Genomic DNA, 16,522 nt, shown 5'->3' on the forward strand with positions numbered 1-16,522 from the left:
GGCTCAGTTCCCGTTCTTGCGGATGTCGTACACAAAGCCGAACGAGCTGTTGCGCAGCGGGGGCAGGATCTTGAAGACGTATTGCTCCAGGTCCTGGCCGAGCAGGGCCACGCGTGAAGGCGGCAGCATCACCACATCGAAGGGTTGCAGCACCAGGTCTTTGCGGGGAGCGCCGAGGTAATCGCGTTCCAGGCCCGGCTGCAGCACCTCGGCCGTGCCGGCGCCGGTGCGGCGCAGCACGATCAGGCGCGCCAGATCACCCGAAGGCAGGTGGCCACCGGCCTGGGCCAGGGCCTGCAGCAGCGTCATGCCCGGTGTGAAGGCGAACATGCCGGGGCGGGCCATTTCTCCGGCCACATACACCTGCGGCGCCTGGAAGTTGCGCACCAGCACGGTGGGCTCCAGGGCATTGACCCCTGCGCGGCCATTGCCTGCGTTGGTGCGCAGGCTTTGCGAAGTGGCCGTGCGCAGGATGACGCTGAGCTCGGGCACGCGCAGCACCTTGGCGTAACGGCGCTTGAGTTCGGCCTGCAGCTGCTCGGGCGTCAGGCCTTCGGCCTGCACGGTGCCCACCAGCTGAAGCTGCAGCTTGCCGTCCGGGCGCACGCGCAGGGTTTCATTGAGCTGCGCCTGGTAAGGGAACTTGATGTCGAGCTCGTCGTTCGGGTGCAGCAGGTAGTCGCGCTGTTGCAGACCGCCGCCAGCCTGTCGGTAGCGCTCGCGCACCTCGGCCTGCACATCGTCCGGGCTGCGGCCGGCCACATGCACCGTGCCCACCACCTGCAGGGCGATCTTGCCATCCGGGCGCACGCGCACGGTCTGGTCGTACTGGGGCGCGTCGGGCACCTTGATGTCGAGCTCGTCGCCGGTGGCCAGCAGGTAAGGAGCCGATTCCCCGGGGCGGGCGTCGGCAGGGCCAGAGGCGCTGCCCCCCATCACGGGCACGGGGCCGGTGGGCGGCAACGAAGGGGCGTGGCCACAGCCTGCCAGCAGGGCCAGGCCCCAGCCAGCGACCACGAAGGCGCTACGGTTCATGTGGTGTGTTGTTTCCAGATCGGGTTGTCCTGACGCACCGGTTCTCGGGTGGCGGCCTGGCGCGCCACGGCCGCCAGCAGGCTGGCGTAGGCGCCCAGCACCTGCTCCCACACGAAGACACGGCCCACGCGGGCCTGATTATCGCGGCGCATCAGGGCCAGATTGGCACGGCCCGACAGCATCTGGTCGAGGGCCACCGTGCAGGTGGCCCGGTCACGGAAGTAAAGCGCGCCGGGGCCCACCACCCAGCGGTTGAAGGGGTTGTCGTGGGCCAGCACGGCGTTGCCTGCGCCCATGGCCTCCAGCAGCGAGGGGTTGGTGCCCCCCACCTGGTGGCCGTGCACATAGAACAGGCAGTGCGTGCGCAGGGCCTGCACCACGGCGGGGTCGTAAATGGCCCCCGGGAACAGCACTTCGTCCGAGGCGGCAGCCAGCACCTGGGCATGGAAGGCGCTGCTTTGCGGCTGGTAGTTGCCCAGCACCACCAGGCGCACGCCGCGCCGGCGTACCGAAAAGGCCTGCACGATCTCGAGGATGGAGTTCTCGGGTTCGGCCCGCGCGATCACGGTGACGAATTGCTCGGGTTGAAGGCCCAGTGTGGTCAGCGGCTCGGGTGCGGCGGGCGCCAGCACGTCGGCGCCATACGGGATGGTGGTGATCTTGCGGCGCCTGACGCGGCTGGCCAGGTGGTTGGCGATCACCGGGTGGTCGGCCACCAGGTGGTGCCCCAGCCAGCAGCCCAGGCGTTCGTTCAGGTACAGCCAGGCCTTGGCGGGCAGGCTCCACTTGGCTCGGCTGTATTCGATGCCGTCCATGTTGATGACGGTGGGCACGCCCGCCAGGCGCAGACGCCACGTGAAGGCGGCCGTGTTGTAGCCCAGCAGCAGGACCACATCGGGGCGGTGCTGGGCCACGTGCTGCAGGCAGGCACGGTCAAACCGCATGGAGGCCACCGGGGTGTCTTCGCCCGAGGGGATGTGCACGCGGTGCACGTCGCCCCAGCGGCTGCGTGTGACAGGGCCCAGCCCGTCTTCCTGGCAGTACACCGTGACTTTCCAGCCAGCCCGCACCAGAAATGGCGCCAGCCGCTCGGCAAAACTTTCAAAGCCGCCGTGGGCCGCGGGCACGCCGCGAATGCCCAGGATGGCCACGTGCATGGGGGCGGAGGGGGAAGGCGCCATGGGGGTCGAGGGGGGCAGAAAGCTCAGGGCTGGCCATCGGTCCACAGGGTGCGGCGGGCCGCTTCGGGCCAGGCGCGCGGGTCAAAGCCCAGGTGCTTGAACAGCCCCATGGTGATGCGCTCCATGCCGATGCCGATGCAGGCCGTGTGGGCCACTTCGCCGTCGGCCTGCTGGATGTCGAACAGCTCGCCGAATTTGCTCTGGTGGTAGTTGAACGACACCAGCGCGGTGGGCGATTCCAGCGAATTGATGGGCACCATCAATTCGAACTTCAGTTTCTGTTCGATCTGGCTGGCCGCCATGAGCTTGCCGGCGCGACCGAAGAAGGGGTCGGAGGCCACTTCGGCATGGGCAGGCAGCTGCAGGGTGTCGAACAGGGCCTTGAAGCGGTTCAGCCACATCTCGCGCCACGGCACCACGTGCTCGGCGCTGCCAAAGCGCACGAACTCGCGCATGCGAAAGGCCATCATGCGGGTGGGTTCGGCCGAGGGCTCGTGGCGGTACACCCAGTTGTTCACGCCCACGGTGCGGCCATCGGCGGGCAGCGTGCCCTTGAACAGCGGGTAGATGCTGTAGCAGGCCGCCGGGCTCATGACCACATCGCTTTGCACCAGCATCTCGCCCCAGGGCTCGTGATTGCGCGCGGCCTCGGCCAGGCGCAGCGCGGCCAGCCCATTGCCCATGAAGCTGTGGATGGAGCCGCACAGGTGCGGGAAAGCTTCCAGATAGTTGACCTTTTCCAGCAGCTGGCGGGGCAGCACCGGCGGGTGGTGGATGGTTTCGTAACCATCGTTCAGCGCGATCTGGTCGAGCGCGTGGTTCAGGCCGGCCATCACGCGTTCGTACATCGGGCCGCGGCCGAACACACCTGGCACACCCGAGGGCAGGATCAGTCGGTGGGCGACCAGACCTTCATAGAAGGCGGCCATGTCGTAGGTGATGCTCATTGGTGGTCTGTGGTCGCTCTGGAATGCCAGAGGGAATCTGAGTGAGCAGCGAACAAAGGTGGCCCCGAGTCAGGTTGGCGAGTCTGCGTGAGACTGCACGCCCACGAACCCTTGATACGTCCGAATTATCCAGCGTGCGTGTGACAGCCAACAGCCCTGCTTGAGCGGGTGGTTCCCCTGCAATCAGGGGATGTTCATGTGCGACAGTCACGCTTTGCCCCCTCGACCGCATGCGCGCGCCGAGGGCTCAGGCCGCACAATGCGCGCATGTTGAGTGCTCATCAGTTGCAGGTGTCCTGCGCCGATCTGTTCGGGGCGGTTTCTGGAGGCCACGCCGGCAAGGCCCCAGGGTTGGGCGTGGACCTGGTGCATGTGCCGAGGATTGCCCGGGCGCTCGACACGTTTGGCGAACGCTTTTTGCGGCGCCTGTTCACCGCTGTCGAAGCCCGCGATGCCGGTTCAGAACCGATGCTTCGCGTTGAGCGTCTTGCCGCTCGATTCGCAGCCAAGGAGGCCGCGATCAAGGCCTTTGGCCTGGCCGAGGTGGGCGTGAGTTGGCGTGACCTGGAGGTTGAGCGCTTGCCTGGTGGTGTGCCTGTGCTGCGGGTGCACGGACGCGCAGCCGAGGTGTTGCGTTCCCGCGGCATCGCCCACTGGGCACTCAGCCTCAGCCATGATGGCGACCACGCGGTGGCTGTGGTGGCCATTGTTCAACCTGCTGTTTCTGCGCCTTCTGCGCCATGAGTGTTTCCGAATCTCTGTTTGATGCTGTGCGTGATGCCCTGTCTGCTCAGGGTCGCCTGTCTGTCGACGCGCGCACCCTGTCTCCAGATGCCGATCTGTACGAGTCGGGCCTGACCTCTCAATGCAGCGTCAATGTGATGCTGACTCTGGAGGGACGCTTCGACATCGAATTCGCCGACCATCTGCTGACCCGCAGCACCTTCTCCAGCATCGCGCGCATCGCCGACGCCTTGGCCCAGTCGGGCGCCGCCTGAGCCGCCCGGCGGTTGCAAGGGCTTTTCCGGCGAAGCAGCGGGCACGAAAAAAAGGGCTCCCCGTGGGGAGCCCTCAAGGCATTCGCATGCCATCAGGAGGAGAAGCACATGCACACGACAGGAAATCAATGCATCTGAAGCGCGCCCGAGGCCTTGCCCTTGCCGGCACGTGCCGGCGGGTTGCACAGGCCGCACACATAGTGGCGCGAGATTTCGTGGGGGTGGGTGACGTAATGGCCACCGCACTTGGAGCACTTGGTCATGGTCAGCATGCCGTTGTCGATGAACTTGACCAGGCGCCAGGCGCGGGTCACCGACAGCAGGGGCTCGAGGCCTTGTGACTGGGTCTGCTCCAGGTAGAGCTGGTAGGCCTTGATGACGACGTCGATCTCGTCGATTTCGGCGGCCTTGTTGAGGTACTCGTGGATGTTGAGGAACAGCGACGAGTGGATGTTGGGCTGCCAGGTCATGAACCAGTCGGTCGAAAACGGCAGCTGACCCTTGGAAGGCGACTTGCCGGCCACTTCCTTGTACAGGCGCAGCAGGCGTTCGTACGACATGTCGGTTTCCGACTCGAGCACCTGCAGGCGGGCACCCAGGTGGATCAGGGTGACGGCCCGTTCGATTTGCTTGGCTTCGGTCAGCAGGCTCTTGGTGCGCATGGTCGGACTCCGCGAAAGAAAGGGTTAAGAAGGTAGTGCTTCTGAGTCAACAAAATCAGACGGTTTCAGGGGCGCTCAGGCCGCTTCCTGGTGGCGGCCGGCCATCAGGATGTTGGCGTGCAGGCGGCTGACGCTGTCGCTGCCAGCCTTGCCGTGGTTGGTCAGCAGGGTCCAGACCATGTCGTCGTCCACCCGCATGCGGCAGACCAGGGTGTTGCTCGACGCGATCTTCAGCACCTGGGCGGGGCTCAGGGCGGCGATGCGGTCGGCGGCGTCTTCCGACAGGCCCAGGCGGAACAGGGCCTGCTCGCGGTCAGCGCGGATCAGGCTCTGGGCCAGCATCAGGTAGGACAGGTTGGTTTCGCGGATTTCGGCGAGGATCTGGTCGTTGGTCATGCTGGGCTCCGTTGGGTGCTGGCTTCGGCGGCTGCCGTTGCGTTGTCGATGGAGTCATTGTGCAAAGACCGGCTTTTTTTCTTGATAGGGCCCTGGCTGTAAGGCCCGTACGAACCGCGCTGCCTGTTTTGTAGGAAGTTGCCTGACATGGGCCGCGATTTGCCGGGTGTTCGCCCGGCAATCAACTGTTTGCCCATCGGGCGCCTGATAGCCCCACCCAATCAACCAAATTTGTTCAATCAATTCGCCATATGACACGGGCTGACCTAAGATTCGCTCCGTTGTCCCGAACAACGCACTCTGCACCGCAGCAGAGCGCCAAGGATTCACCCACCAACTTCGACAGGAAGATCTCATGTCCCTGATCAACACCCAAGTTCAACCGTTCAAGACCGAAGCCTTCGTGAACCGCGGCGGCAAGGGCGAATTCATCACCGTGTCCGACGAAAGCCTGAAGGGCAAGTGGTCCGTGCTGATCTTCATGCCGGCTGCCTTCACTTTCAACTGCCCCACCGAAATCGAAGACGCTGCCAACAGCTACGAAGAATTCAAGAAGGCCGGTGCCGAGGTCTACATCGTGACCACCGACACCCACTTCTCGCACAAGGTGTGGCACGAAACCTCGCCCGCCGTGGGCAAGGCCCAGTTCCCCCTGGTCGGTGACCCCACCCACAAGCTGACCCGCGCTTTCGGCGTGCACATCGAAGAAGAAGGCCTGTCGCTGCGCGGCACCTTCGTGATCAACCCCGATGGCGTCATCAAGACCGCCGAAGTGCACAGCAACGAAATCGCCCGTGACGTGTCGGAAACCCTGCGCAAGCTGAAGGCCGCCCAGTACACCGCCGCCAACCCCGGCCAAGTCTGCCCCGCCAAGTGGAAGGAAGGCGCCAAGACCCTGGCCCCTTCGCTGGACCTGGTCGGCAAGATCTGATTTCTGCCTGAACCCTGACCTGTGTTGAGGCACAACCTCACCACACAGCTGACACTTTCATCCTGGTGGGCCCACAAGGCCTGCCGGGATGGCGAAACACTGCCTGTTCATTGGCCGCTCCATACGCAAGGAGGGCCGGTTTTCAAAGTCGCTTGAATCTCGAAACGAAGGAAGCTCACCATGCTCGACGACAACCTCAAAGCTCAACTCGGCGCCTACATGGAGCGCGTTCAGCAACCGTTCGAGATCGTGGCTTCGCTGAGCGACTCTGAAAACTCCCGCGACATGCTGTCGCTGCTGCAGACCATCCAGGGCCTGCGCGCCGACAAGATCACGCTCAAGACCGACGGCCAGGACGCCCGCCGCCCGTCGTTCACGCTGCGCCGCGAAGGCACCGACACCTCGCTGCGCTTTGCCGGCCTGCCCCTGGGCCACGAGTTCACCTCGCTGGTGCTGGCCCTGCTGTGGACGGGCGGCCACCCGCCGAAGGAAGACGCCGAGGGGATGGACGCGATCCGCGCCCTGGATGGCGACTTCAACTTCGAGGTCTACATGTCCCTGAGCTGCCACAACTGCCCCGACGTGGTGCAGGCGCTGTCGCTCATGGCCATCCTGAACCCCAAGGTCAAGACCACCGTGATCGAAGGCGGCGCCTTCCAGGACGAAGTGGAAAAACGCGAGATCATGGCCGTGCCCATGGTGTTCCTCAACGGCCAGGTGTTCGCTTCGGGCAAGATGACCGCCGCCGAGATCGTGGCCAAGCTGGACACCAACTCGGCCGCCAGGGAAGCCGCCAAGATCGACGCCAAGGCCCCCTATGACGTGCTGATCGTGGGCGGTGGCCCCGCCGGCGCCGCGGCCGGGGTGTACGCCGCCCGCAAGGGCATCCGCACCGGCATCGCGGCCGAGCGCTTCGGTGGCCAGGTGAACGACACCCTGGGCATCGAGAACTACATCTCCATCCTGGAAACCGACGGCCCCAAGCTGGCCGCGGCCCTGGAAGCCCACGCCCGTGCCTACGACGTGGACATCATGAACCTGCAAAAGGCCGCCCAGATCATCCCGGCCGAGCAGCCCGGCGGCCTGATCCAGGTGAAGATGGACAACGGTGGCACCCTGCAGGCCAAGACCGTCATCCTGAGCACCGGCGCGCGCTGGCGCAACGTGAACGTGCCTGGTGAGGCCGAGTACAAGAACAAGGGCGTGGCCTACTGCCCGCACTGCGACGGCCCGCTGTTCAAGGGCAAGCGCACGGCCGTGATCGGCGGTGGCAACTCGGGTGTGGAAGCGGCCATCGACCTGGCCGGCATCGTGGCCCATGTCACCCTGATCGAGTTCGCCGACACGCTCAAGGCCGACGCGGTGCTGGTCAACAAGCTCAAGAGCCTGCCGAACGTGACCATTCACACGAACGCGCAGACCACCGAGATCACCGGTGCCGAGGGCAAGGTCAACGGCCTGAAGTACAAGGACCGCGCCACGGGTGAAGAACACACCGTGCCGCTGGAAGGCGTGTTCGTGCAGATCGGCCTGGTGCCCAACACCGAGTGGCTCAAGGGCACGGTCGAGCTCAGCAAGTTCGGCGAGATCATCATCGACGCCAAGGGCCACACCAATGTGCCCGGCGTGTTCGCCGCCGGGGACTGCACCACGGTGCCTTACAAGCAGATCGTGATCGCAGCCGGTGCGGGTGCCACCGCGGCCCTGAGCGCCTTCGACCACCTGATCCGCCAGGGCTGATCGGTCAGTCCGGCTGCACGCTGTGTGACAAGTACCACGCCGATGGGCCCCGCAAGGGGCCCTTTTGCATGGACAGCCCCCAAGTTCCCTGGCGGAACGGCCGACAATGCACAGACAGACTGTCTGCACGACAGGAGGGGCTCACATGTCTGAAGAACCCGTGCGTGACCGACGTGAATGGCTGCGGCAAGCTGCACAAGGCAGTGCTGCGCTGGCATGCGGCGCGGCTTTGCCCGGTGGCCTGGCCCGTGCGGCTGCCCACCTGAACGTGTCCGTGGTGCCGCAGTTCCAGCCGGTGGAGCTGCAGCGCACCTGGGGCCCTGCGCTCGAGCGGCTGGAGCAGGAACTGGGCGTGCACTTCAACCTGCGCATCGCCAAAGACATCCCGGCCTTCGAAGACGACTTCAAGAATGGCCGAAGCGACCTGGTGTTCCTCAACCCGTACCACATGGTCATGGCGCGCAAGGCGCAGGCCTACGAACCCGTGGTGCGCGACGTGACCCCGCTGGCCGGCTTGCTGGTGGTGCACAAGGACGACCCGATCCGCAGCGTGCAGGACCTCAAAGGCAAGGACATTGCGTTCCCGGCGCCCAATGCATTCGGGGCGTCGCTGTGGATCCGGGCCTTGCTGCACGAGCAGCACAAGGTGCCTTTCCAGGCGGTGTACGCCCGCACGCACACCAATGCCTACCGGCAGGTGCTGGTGGGGCGGGCGGCGGCGGCGGGCGGCATCCGGGCCACGCTCGACCGCGAACCCGACGAGGTGCGCAAGCAGTTGCGTGTGCTGATCGAAACGCCGGCGGTGCCGCCCCACCCGCTGGCCGTGCACCCGAAGGTGTCGCCCACCCTGCGAGTGGGTCTGGTCAAGGCTTTCGAGCGCTGGCGGGGCGATGCAGCAGGGCTGGCCCTGCTGCAAGGCATTCAGATGCCCCGCCCGGTGGCGGCCAGCTACGCGCGTGACTACGCCCCGCTGGAAAAGTTGCGACTGGAAAAGTACGTGGAATGACCGGTTTGCCGCGATCCCGCGTCTGGGCCTCTCGCTCGCTGCGCCTGCACCAGCAGCTGGTCCTGGTGGTGTCGGCGCTCGTGCTGGTGGCCATTGCCATGCTGGGCGGCTACACCGCCTATGCCCAGTCGCGCGCGGCCGAGCAAGGCATGAGGCAGCAGGCGCTGATGCTGGCGCGCTTCATAGCGGTGTCCAGCGGCAACCTGATCCTGACCGACACGCTCGACCAGGTCGAGACCCTGGCCTTGCACACGGTCGATTTGCCGGATGTGCGTGCCGTGCAGGTCAGTGACGCCAAAGGGCGCTCCCTGACCCATGTGGAGCGTCCCGACAAGGGCCCGCGGCGCGTGGTGTTCGACGAACCTCGGGCCGCCGTGGCCTTGCCCCCCGAGCCTGTGTTGTCGCACCCGGCCGAGTTCCTGGAAGACCAGGTCCACCCCGGCGTGGTGCGGGCCTGGTACCCCATCGTCGCTGGCCGCCTGATTGGCTGGGTGCGGGTCGATTACAGCCGGCAGTCGCTGGAGGTGTTGCGCAGCCAGATCCTGCAGGGTGCTGCCGTGGCTGGCGTGCTGGCTGTGCTCGTGTGTGGCGTGCTGCTGGTGCTGTTCATGCGCGCGCCCATGAGGGCTCTGGCCCGCGCCACGGGCTTTGCCGTGCAGCTGCCACAGGCCGACGGCCGCCAGCTTCGGCTCAGCCGCGCCCCGGCCGAGGTTCAGCAGCTGGTGAACAGCCTCAATGAGGCCTCAACCCGGCTGTACCAGCAACTGCAGGACATCAACGCGGGGGTGCGCACCCTGCGCGAACACGAGGCGCAGCTGGAAGCTGTCAATGAACAGCTCGGTGCCCTGTTTGCCCTCAGCCCCGATGGGCTGCTGACCTTCAACAGCGCCGAACGGGTGCAGTTCGTCAACCAGGCCTTCCTGAAGCTCACGGGCCTGAAGGAGGGCCAGGTGCGTGGCGCCGATGCGCAGCAGCTCGAAGGCCTGCTGCGCCAGCAAGCGGTGGCGCCACAGGCTTTCGCGGGCCTGGAAGCCTGCTTCGATCGCCTCGATGCCAGCGGTTCGCGGGGCCAGTTGCTGACGGTGCAGCGTCCGAACACCACCGTGCTGCGCCTGATCGGCTTGCGCACCCAGGGGCAAGCAGTCAGCCAGGTGCTGTATGCGGTCGATGTGACCCAGCAGCACCAGCTCGACACCATGAAGTCGGAGTTCCTGTCCACGGCAGCGCATGAGTTGCGCACCCCCATGGCCAGCATCTTCGGCTTCACCGAGCTCATGCTGCATCGCGAGATGAAGCCGGAGCAGCAGCGTGACCTGCTGGGCCGCATCCACCGGCAGAGCCAGCTGATGATCACCATCCTCAACGAGTTGCTTGACCTGGCCCGCATCGAATCCCGGCGCGGCCAGGACTTTGCCCTGGAGACCGTGTCTCTGGCGCAATGCGCGCAAGCGGCCGTGCGCGATTTCCAGGCACCCGGTGGCCGTCAGGCGCCCGAATGGATGGCCGAGCCCGACGAGCGTGGTTGTGTGCGGGTGGACCGCATGAAGCTGCAGCAGTCCATCGCCAACATCCTGTCGAACGCCTACAAGTACTCGCCTCAGGGCGGGTCGGTGCGCATGCGCCTGGTGCAAGGTGGGCACATCCCCGGGGCCGAGCTGGGCCTGGAGATCACCGACCAGGGCATCGGCCTCAAGCCCGACGAACTGGCCCGTCTGGGCGAGCGCTTCTTCCGGGCCGACAAGTCGGGCAACATTCCGGGCACGGGGTTGGGCGTGTGCATCGTCAAGGAGCTGCTGGAGCTCATGGGCGGGCACCTGGAGGTGAAAAGCCAATACCTGGTGGGCACCACGGTGACCTTGTGGCTGCCTCGCGTGTCGGCCACCTCGTCCACGCCTGCGTGACCGATTCACGGTTTGCTGCGCTGCAGCAGCCAGCGGGCCTTCTGGCCATGAAAGCCGGGGCGAACAGGCCTCAATGACCGCGCTGGTCGGCCGAAACACCATTTCCAGAAGTTTTTTCGGGAGCCCCCATGCCCCAGACCCTGCACCTGCTGACCGCCGCCGAATTCCAGGCCGAACTGTGCTCGCCGGTGGCCTTTCACCGCATCAAGGCCCTGCACCTGCTCGAGCGCCTGGCCGAAGAAGGCAAAGATGCGCGCCTGCACCGCGAGGTGAACACGTTCACCAGCCGCGGTGTGCCCTACTATGCGCTGCATGACCCGCACTTCAATGCCTGGGTGCAGCAGGCCAGTGGTCTCTACGGCCGCGTGCGGCAGCAGTTGCCCGAATCCCTCGCCGCCTGAGGCGGCGCCAGTGCCAGTGCCAGTGCCCGGGTCTCCAGCTGAGGCTCAGGCCCGCCCCTTGCCTGGCCTGCCCGACACCCTGCGCGTGATGTCGCGTGGCTGGCTGTCGTCCAACCAGGTGGTCTTCACCGCCGAGGGCTGCGACACCGCCGTGGTCGACACCGGGCATGTGCGCGAGGTGCAGGCCACCCTGGCCCTGACCGCACAGGCCCTGGCCGGTCGGCCGCTGCAGCGCATCGTCAACACCCACCTGCACAGCGACCATGCGGGCGGCAACGCAGCCCTGCAGGCGGCGCATCCTGGCGTGCGCGTGAGCATCCCGCCGGGGCTGGCCGAGGCCGTGCAGCAGTGGGACGAGGTGGCGCTGAGTTACCGCGACACCGACCAGACCTGCCCGCGCTTTCTGCACGACGACACCCTGCCCCTGCAAGGCCATGTGCAGCTGGGCGGCTGGCCCTGGCAGGTGCTGCCCGCCGACGGCCATGACCGCCACATGGTGATGCTGTGGTGCGAACCCCTGGGCGTGCTGATCTCGGCCGATGCGCTCTGGCAGCAAGGCTTTGGCGTGCTCTTTCCCGAACTGGCCGGTGAACCTGGCGCCTTCGAGGCCCAGTGGGCCACCCTGGACACCATCGAGCGCCTGCAGCCCCGCTGGGTGATTCCGGGCCATGGCGACCCTTTCTGCACCGTCGGCGAAGCCATTGCCGGCGCGCGCAGCCGCCTGCAATGGCTGGCCGAAGACCCGTCCCGGCATGCTCAGGTGGCCCTCAAAGGGCTGGTGGCTTTCGGCCTGATGGAGCGCGGCCAGATGCCGCTGGCTGGGGTGACCCGCCTGATCGGCCAGGGCCTGATGGCCCAGCCAGGCTTCGCACGCTGGTTCGACGAGCCCGCGCAAACCCTGGCCGAGCGTGTGATGGCGCAGCTGGTGCGGGCCGGCGTGGCCCGTGAAATCGGGCCTGAAACCTGGGGCACGGTCGACGCGAGGCCCTGAACGGCGCGACAATGGCGGTTTCGACCTCTTCTGACGCCCTGTCCATGTCTTCGTCCTCCCAGGCTCCTGGTTCGGTCCCCGACACTTCTTCCGCGGTGGCCCCCGTCACGACCCCTGAGGGCGCCGAGGTGCCCCAAACGCCGGCCGACACGCCCACCGAGCCGCCTGTCGCCGAAGTGACCGAAGGGGCTGCAGCAGCCGAGGCCTCAGCCGATGCCAGCTTTGCCGACACCGCGCGTCGCCTGGCCGAACACTTCCCGGCGCTCTTTGGTGCGCCTGCCCAGCCCTTGAAGCTGCGCATCCAGAACGACATCCAGGAACGAGCCCCCGGTGCGTTCAGCAAGCAGGCCCTGTCGGCCTTCTTCCGCCGCCACACGCACAGCACCGCCTACCTGCAGGCCGTGGCCAAGGGCACGCAGCGCTTCGACCTCGACGGTCAGCCTGCAGGCGAGCTGAGCGACGAGCACCGTCAGCTGGCGGTCGACGAACTGGCCCGCCGCAAGGCCCGCCACCAGGAGCGCCGCCAGCAAGAGCGCGAGAAGATGATTGCCGAGCGCAAGGCCGCCTTCAAGGCCCAGCGCCAGGAAGACGCCCAGCAGCGGCAGCAACGTGATCAACAGCGCGACCAGCAACGCCAGCAGCACCGCGCCGAAGACGACGCCCGCCGTTCGCGTGTGCAGCTGCTGCGCGACTTCGAATCGACCCGCCTGACCGAATCGAACTTCTGCGCGCTCAAGGGCATTGCCCTGGCCGACCTGCCCGCGCTGCTGGCCCAGGCCCGCGAAGACCTCAAGGCCATGCCGCCGCGCCCACCGCGTCGCGAGGGCGATGCCCGCGGCCCGCGCCGTGACGGCGAAGGCCGCCCGGGGCGTGAGGCACGCGAAGCACGTGGCGACGGGCGTGGCCCGGGCCGCGGCGATGGCCGTCGCGACGGCCGCAGTGATGGTCGCAACGAAGGCCGTGGCGGTGAGCGCCGTGGTGGCCCGCGTCGCGAAGGCCAGGCAGAGCGCCAGCCTGGCGCCAAGGCCGACACCTCGCCGGACCGCAAGCCCGACAGTAAGCCAGACAACAAGGCCTGAGCATGTCGCACGATGGGGCTGACGCCCAGGCCGCTGCGAACGCCGCGGCCACCTCGCGGTTCGTGCAGCGCCTGCAGCAGGCGCTGACGGTCGGCCAGCTGGAGCGGCTTCAGCTGATCCACCCCACAGGGCCGCAGGAATCCCTGGCGGCCGATGTGCAGCGCGTGCTGGTCAGGCCGGTGGCGATCAAGGGCCAGCCACAGCTGAGCTTCGTGTTCCGCCACCCCACCAAAGACATCACGGCCAACCACCCGGTGGCCCAGGGGCTGGCCCTGATCGAGCGCTGGCTGCAGGCCGAGGCCTTCCGCAACGCCCACCTGCACACCCCGAGCGAAGAGGTGCAGCTGGCCTTCAGCAAGAAGGGCAAGGCGTCGGTGCGCGTGGGCAAGGTGGCCGGTGCCACAGCAGCCACCTCGGCGGCATCTGCCATGGGCGACGGGGCAGTTTCCGACCCGAACGCATCGGCATCACCGGCCCCGGCCCACAACCGCGAAAAGCACCGCCTCATCGGCCTGGACCGCCCCTTCCTGCGCGAGCTGGGCGTGACCGACGCCCGGGGCCAGCTGGTGCCGGCCATGTCGCGCAAGTACAAGCAGATCAACAAGTTCATCGAGGTGCTGGCCGCGGCCATCGACCGCAGCCCGCTGGCCCAGGCCCAGGCGCTGAATGTGGTCGATTTCGGATCGGGCAAGGGCTACCTCACCTTCGCCGTGCACGACTGGCTGCGCCACAACCGCGGCGTGGCGGCCCAGGTCACGGGCGTGGAGCTGCGCGATGAGCTGGTGCAGCTGTGCCAGGGCGTGATCGACCGGCTGGGCCTGCAGGGCATGGGCTACGAACAGGGCGACGTGCGCCAGTACCACCCCCAGGCGCTCAACGTGATGATCGCGCTGCATGCGTGCGACGTGGCCACCGACTACGCCATCCACCTGGGCATTCGCGCCGGCGCCGAGGTCATCCTGTGCTCGCCGTGCTGCCACAAGGAGGTGCGCCCGCAGCTGCTCAGCCCGCACCCGCTGCGCCCGCTGCTCAAGCACGGCATTCACCAGGCCCAGGAAGCCGAAATGCTGACCGACGGCCTGCGCGCCCTGCTGCTGGAAGCCGCGGGTTACGACACCCAGGTGTTCGAGTTCATCTCGCTGGAACACACCAACAAGAACAAGATGATCCTGGCCATCAAGCGCGCTGCGCCCGAAGCCTCCGCCCAGGTGCTGGCCCAGATCCACGACCTCAAGGCCTTCTACGGCATCCAGGCGCAGTGTCTGGAGACCCTGCTGCGCGCGGACGGCCGCCTGGGTTGAGCCCCGACGAGGGGTGAAGTGGCGGCGCCGGTTATGCTGGTGCCACACGCACTTTGATCAGGGAGTCTCGATGCTGGTGTTGCACACCTTCGGCCCGGCCTTCGGCTTGCCCGACCTCAGCCCCTTCGTCCTGAAGACCATGATCCAGCTGAAGATGGCGGGTCTGCCCTTCGAGGTGCGCACCGGCTCCCTGGGCCGGGCGCCCAAGGGCAAGCTGCCCTTCCTGCAAGATGGCGACACGGTGGTGGCCGATTCCACCTTCATCCGCTGGCACATCGAGCGCACGCGCGGCATCGACCTGGACGCCGGGCTCAGCGCGGCCCAGCGTGGCCAGGCCTGGGCCCTCGAGAAAATGCTCGACGACCACCTGTACTGGCTGGCCATGCACAACCGCTGGCTGGAGCCCGGCAATTTCGAGCGAGGCCCCAAGGTGTTCTTGCAAAGCGTGCTGCCGGGGCCCTTGAAGTGGTTCGTACCCGGCCTGGTGCAGGGCAAGTTCCGTCGCACCCTGCAACTGCAGGGCATCGGGCGTCACACCGACGAAGAGCGAGCTGCGCTGGTGCGGCGCGACATCGAGGCCCTGGCCCAGGTGCTGGGCGACAAGCCCTGCCTGATGGGCGATCAGCCCACCGCGGTCGACGCCATGGCCGCGGCCGGCGTCATGACCGGCCTGCTGCCCGAGTTCACGGGGCCCATTCGCGACACCCTGCTGCAGCAACCCCGCTTGCTGGCCTACGCCCAGCGCATGCAGGCGCGGTTTTTTCCCGAAATCGGACAGCTCCCGGGTTGCCCCGAAGTGCTCAAAGCCGCCTGAGGCTCACACACTGAGGGCATGAACGCACCGCACCCCCACGCCCCGGCCGCTTTTCGCCACATGCGCGAGGGCACAGCCGATGACTGGGCTGTCATTGCCCGCGAATTCGGCCAGTACGCCCGCCAGCTGCCGGGCCGTGTGCTCGACCACCTGCGCCTGCTCCAGGGCGACTTTGGCGGCTTCCCGGTCGACCGGCTCACGCACTGCCTGCAAACCGCCACCCTGGCCCACCAGGCAGGAGAGAGCGAAGAATATGTGGTGTGCGCCCTGCTGCACGACATGGGCGACACCCTGGGCAGCTACAACCACGCCGACGTGGCCGCGGCCATCGTCAAGCCCTTTGTCAGCGAAGACCTGCACTGGATGGTGGCCCACCACGGCATCTTCCAGGGCTATTACTTCTTCCACCACCTGGGCATGGACCGCACCCTGCGCGAGCAGTTCCGCGACCAGGCCGAGCGCTTCAAGCTGACCGCCCACTTCTGCGAGGCCTACGACGCCGCGGCCTTCGACCCCGAGCGCGAAACCCTGCCACTGGAGTTTTTCGAGCCCATGGTGCAGCGCGTGTTCGCCGCGCCCCGTCAGAGCCTGTACAAGGCGGCGCTGCAAGAGCGCTGAAGCCTGGCACGCGGCCCCGCCGCAGGCATACTGCGCGCCATGCCCCAGCTTCGAACCCTGGGCCCAGCCGTTGCGCTTGAGGCCCCTGCCCGCACACCGCGCACCCCGGTGACCGTGACCGTGGCCCCCAGCCGCATCGAAGGCACGGGCGCTTACGCGGGGCAAGCCATTGCGGCGCGCAGCAAGGTGGGCGAGATGCGTGGCGAGCGCATCGGGCTGAAGGAAAGCCATGCCCGCGCACGGGCGGCCCGAGAGGCCAGCGGCCATGTGTTCATGGTGACCCTGTCGGCGCGCCATGCGCTCGACGTGTCGGCCAGCGATTCGCCCTTGCGCTTTGCCAACCACAGCTGCGCCCCCAACCTGCACTTGAAGGTCGAGCAAGGCCGCGTGGCCTTTTACGCCCTGCGCGACATCGCCGAGGGAGAAGAACTCTCGGCCGACTACGGTGAAACCCACCACCGCGGCCGCCTGGCCTGTCGGTGTGGCGCCCCGACCTGTCGCGGCTGGTTGTGAGGCGGAGC

18 protein-coding genes are annotated in these 16,522 nt (G+C 67.0%); 13 read left to right on the top strand and 5 right to left on the bottom strand.

Features of this window, described 5'->3' with window-relative positions; genetic code table 11:
• Positions 1-3 precede the first annotated feature (3 nt).
• Genes EYS42_RS15820 through EYS42_RS15830 form a run of 3 tightly spaced genes read right to left on the bottom strand, consistent with a single transcriptional unit; the run spans position 4 to position 3,163 of the window.
• Complete coding sequence (locus EYS42_RS15820) at positions 4-1,035, bottom strand: polysaccharide biosynthesis/export family protein (RefSeq protein WP_130969174.1); 1,032 nt, start codon at positions 1,033-1,035, stop codon at positions 4-6.
• Complete coding sequence (locus tag EYS42_RS15825; protein WP_207301174.1) at positions 1,032-2,216, bottom strand: glycosyltransferase; 1,185 nt, start codon at positions 2,214-2,216, stop codon at positions 1,032-1,034. Before EYS42_RS15825 ends, EYS42_RS15820 begins: the two co-directional genes overlap by 4 nt.
• Before the next feature lie 23 nt (positions 2,217-2,239).
• Positions 2,240-3,163: an amino acid--[acyl-carrier-protein] ligase gene (locus tag EYS42_RS15830; protein ID WP_130969175.1), complete on the bottom strand. Its 924-nt coding sequence runs from the start codon at positions 3,161-3,163 to the stop codon at positions 2,240-2,242.
• A 267-nt stretch (positions 3,164-3,430) separates the two neighbouring features.
• On the opposite strand from EYS42_RS15830, the gene acpS reads away from it, so the two are divergent.
• Positions 3,431-3,907, top strand: a complete 477-nt coding sequence (gene acpS, locus EYS42_RS15835; protein ID WP_130969176.1) for a holo-ACP synthase — start codon at positions 3,431-3,433, stop codon at positions 3,905-3,907.
• A complete protein-coding gene (locus EYS42_RS15840; protein ID WP_130969177.1) occupies positions 3,904-4,161 on the top strand; it encodes an acyl carrier protein in 258 nt (85 codons plus the stop codon). Before acpS ends, EYS42_RS15840 begins: the two co-directional genes overlap by 4 nt.
• 125 nt (positions 4,162-4,286) lie before the next feature.
• On the opposite strand, the gene flhC is transcribed toward EYS42_RS15840, so the two are convergent.
• Entirely contained in the window at positions 4,287-4,823 is a 537-nt protein-coding gene (gene flhC, locus EYS42_RS15845; protein ID WP_130969178.1) for a flagellar transcriptional regulator FlhC, read from the bottom strand.
• Positions 4,824-4,898: 75 nt separating this feature from the next.
• The gene (gene flhD / locus EYS42_RS15850) at positions 4,899-5,219 is read right to left on the bottom strand and encodes a flagellar transcriptional regulator FlhD (RefSeq protein ID WP_130969179.1); all 321 of its coding nucleotides are present in this window, start codon (positions 5,217-5,219) and stop codon (positions 4,899-4,901) included.
• Positions 5,220-5,574: 355 nt separating this feature from the next.
• Between flhD and ahpC the strand changes: the two genes are divergently transcribed.
• The 11 genes from ahpC to EYS42_RS15905 all read left to right on the top strand — a co-directional run bounded on the left by ahpC (position 5,575) and on the right by EYS42_RS15905 (position 16,514).
• Positions 5,575-6,150: an alkyl hydroperoxide reductase subunit C gene (gene ahpC / locus EYS42_RS15855; protein ID WP_058086830.1), complete on the top strand. Its 576-nt coding sequence runs from the start codon at positions 5,575-5,577 to the stop codon at positions 6,148-6,150.
• A gap of 180 nt (positions 6,151-6,330) precedes the next feature.
• Positions 6,331-7,890: an alkyl hydroperoxide reductase subunit F gene (gene ahpF, locus EYS42_RS15860; RefSeq protein ID WP_130969180.1), complete on the top strand. Its 1,560-nt coding sequence runs from the start codon at positions 6,331-6,333 to the stop codon at positions 7,888-7,890.
• 145 nt (positions 7,891-8,035) lie between these two features.
• On the top strand, positions 8,036-8,896 hold the full coding sequence (locus tag EYS42_RS15865) for a phosphate/phosphite/phosphonate ABC transporter substrate-binding protein (protein WP_165456827.1): 861 nt from the start codon (positions 8,036-8,038) through the stop codon (positions 8,894-8,896).
• A 5-nt stretch (positions 8,897-8,901) separates the two neighbouring features.
• Positions 8,902-10,797 carry a sensor histidine kinase gene (locus EYS42_RS15870; RefSeq protein ID WP_130969182.1) on the top strand — a complete coding sequence of 632 codons (1,896 nt, stop codon included), beginning with the start codon at positions 8,902-8,904 and terminating at the stop codon, positions 10,795-10,797.
• Positions 10,798-10,925: 128 nt separating this feature from the next.
• Positions 10,926-11,198, top strand: a complete 273-nt coding sequence (locus EYS42_RS15875) for a hypothetical protein (RefSeq protein ID WP_130969183.1) — start codon at positions 10,926-10,928, stop codon at positions 11,196-11,198.
• Positions 11,199-11,256: 58 nt separating this feature from the next.
• Positions 11,257-12,189 (top strand): MBL fold metallo-hydrolase, encoded by a 933-nt coding sequence (locus tag EYS42_RS15880; RefSeq protein ID WP_245503671.1) that lies wholly within the window; start codon positions 11,257-11,259, stop codon positions 12,187-12,189.
• Between the two features lie 44 nt (positions 12,190-12,233).
• The gene (locus tag EYS42_RS15885; RefSeq protein WP_130969184.1) at positions 12,234-13,268 is read left to right on the top strand and encodes a ProQ/FINO family protein; all 1,035 of its coding nucleotides are present in this window, start codon (positions 12,234-12,236) and stop codon (positions 13,266-13,268) included.
• Between the two features lie 2 nt (positions 13,269-13,270).
• Positions 13,271-14,569, top strand: coding sequence for a class I SAM-dependent methyltransferase (locus EYS42_RS15890; protein ID WP_130969185.1), 1,299 nt, complete (start codon positions 13,271-13,273; stop codon positions 14,567-14,569).
• Between the two features lie 70 nt (positions 14,570-14,639).
• Positions 14,640-15,383, top strand: a complete 744-nt coding sequence (locus tag EYS42_RS15895; RefSeq protein ID WP_130969186.1) for a glutathione S-transferase family protein — start codon at positions 14,640-14,642, stop codon at positions 15,381-15,383.
• An 18-nt stretch (positions 15,384-15,401) separates the two neighbouring features.
• On the top strand, positions 15,402-16,001 hold the full coding sequence (locus EYS42_RS15900) for an HD domain-containing protein (RefSeq protein ID WP_130969187.1): 600 nt from the start codon (positions 15,402-15,404) through the stop codon (positions 15,999-16,001).
• Between the two features lie 39 nt (positions 16,002-16,040).
• Positions 16,041-16,514 carry an SET domain-containing protein gene (locus EYS42_RS15905; RefSeq protein WP_130969188.1) on the top strand — a complete coding sequence of 158 codons (474 nt, stop codon included), beginning with the start codon at positions 16,041-16,043 and terminating at the stop codon, positions 16,512-16,514.
• Positions 16,515-16,522 lie beyond the last annotated feature (8 nt).

The organism is Aquabacterium lacunae (assembly GCF_004310865.1).
GTDB lineage: Bacteria > Pseudomonadota > Gammaproteobacteria > Burkholderiales > Burkholderiaceae_C > Aquabacterium > Aquabacterium lacunae.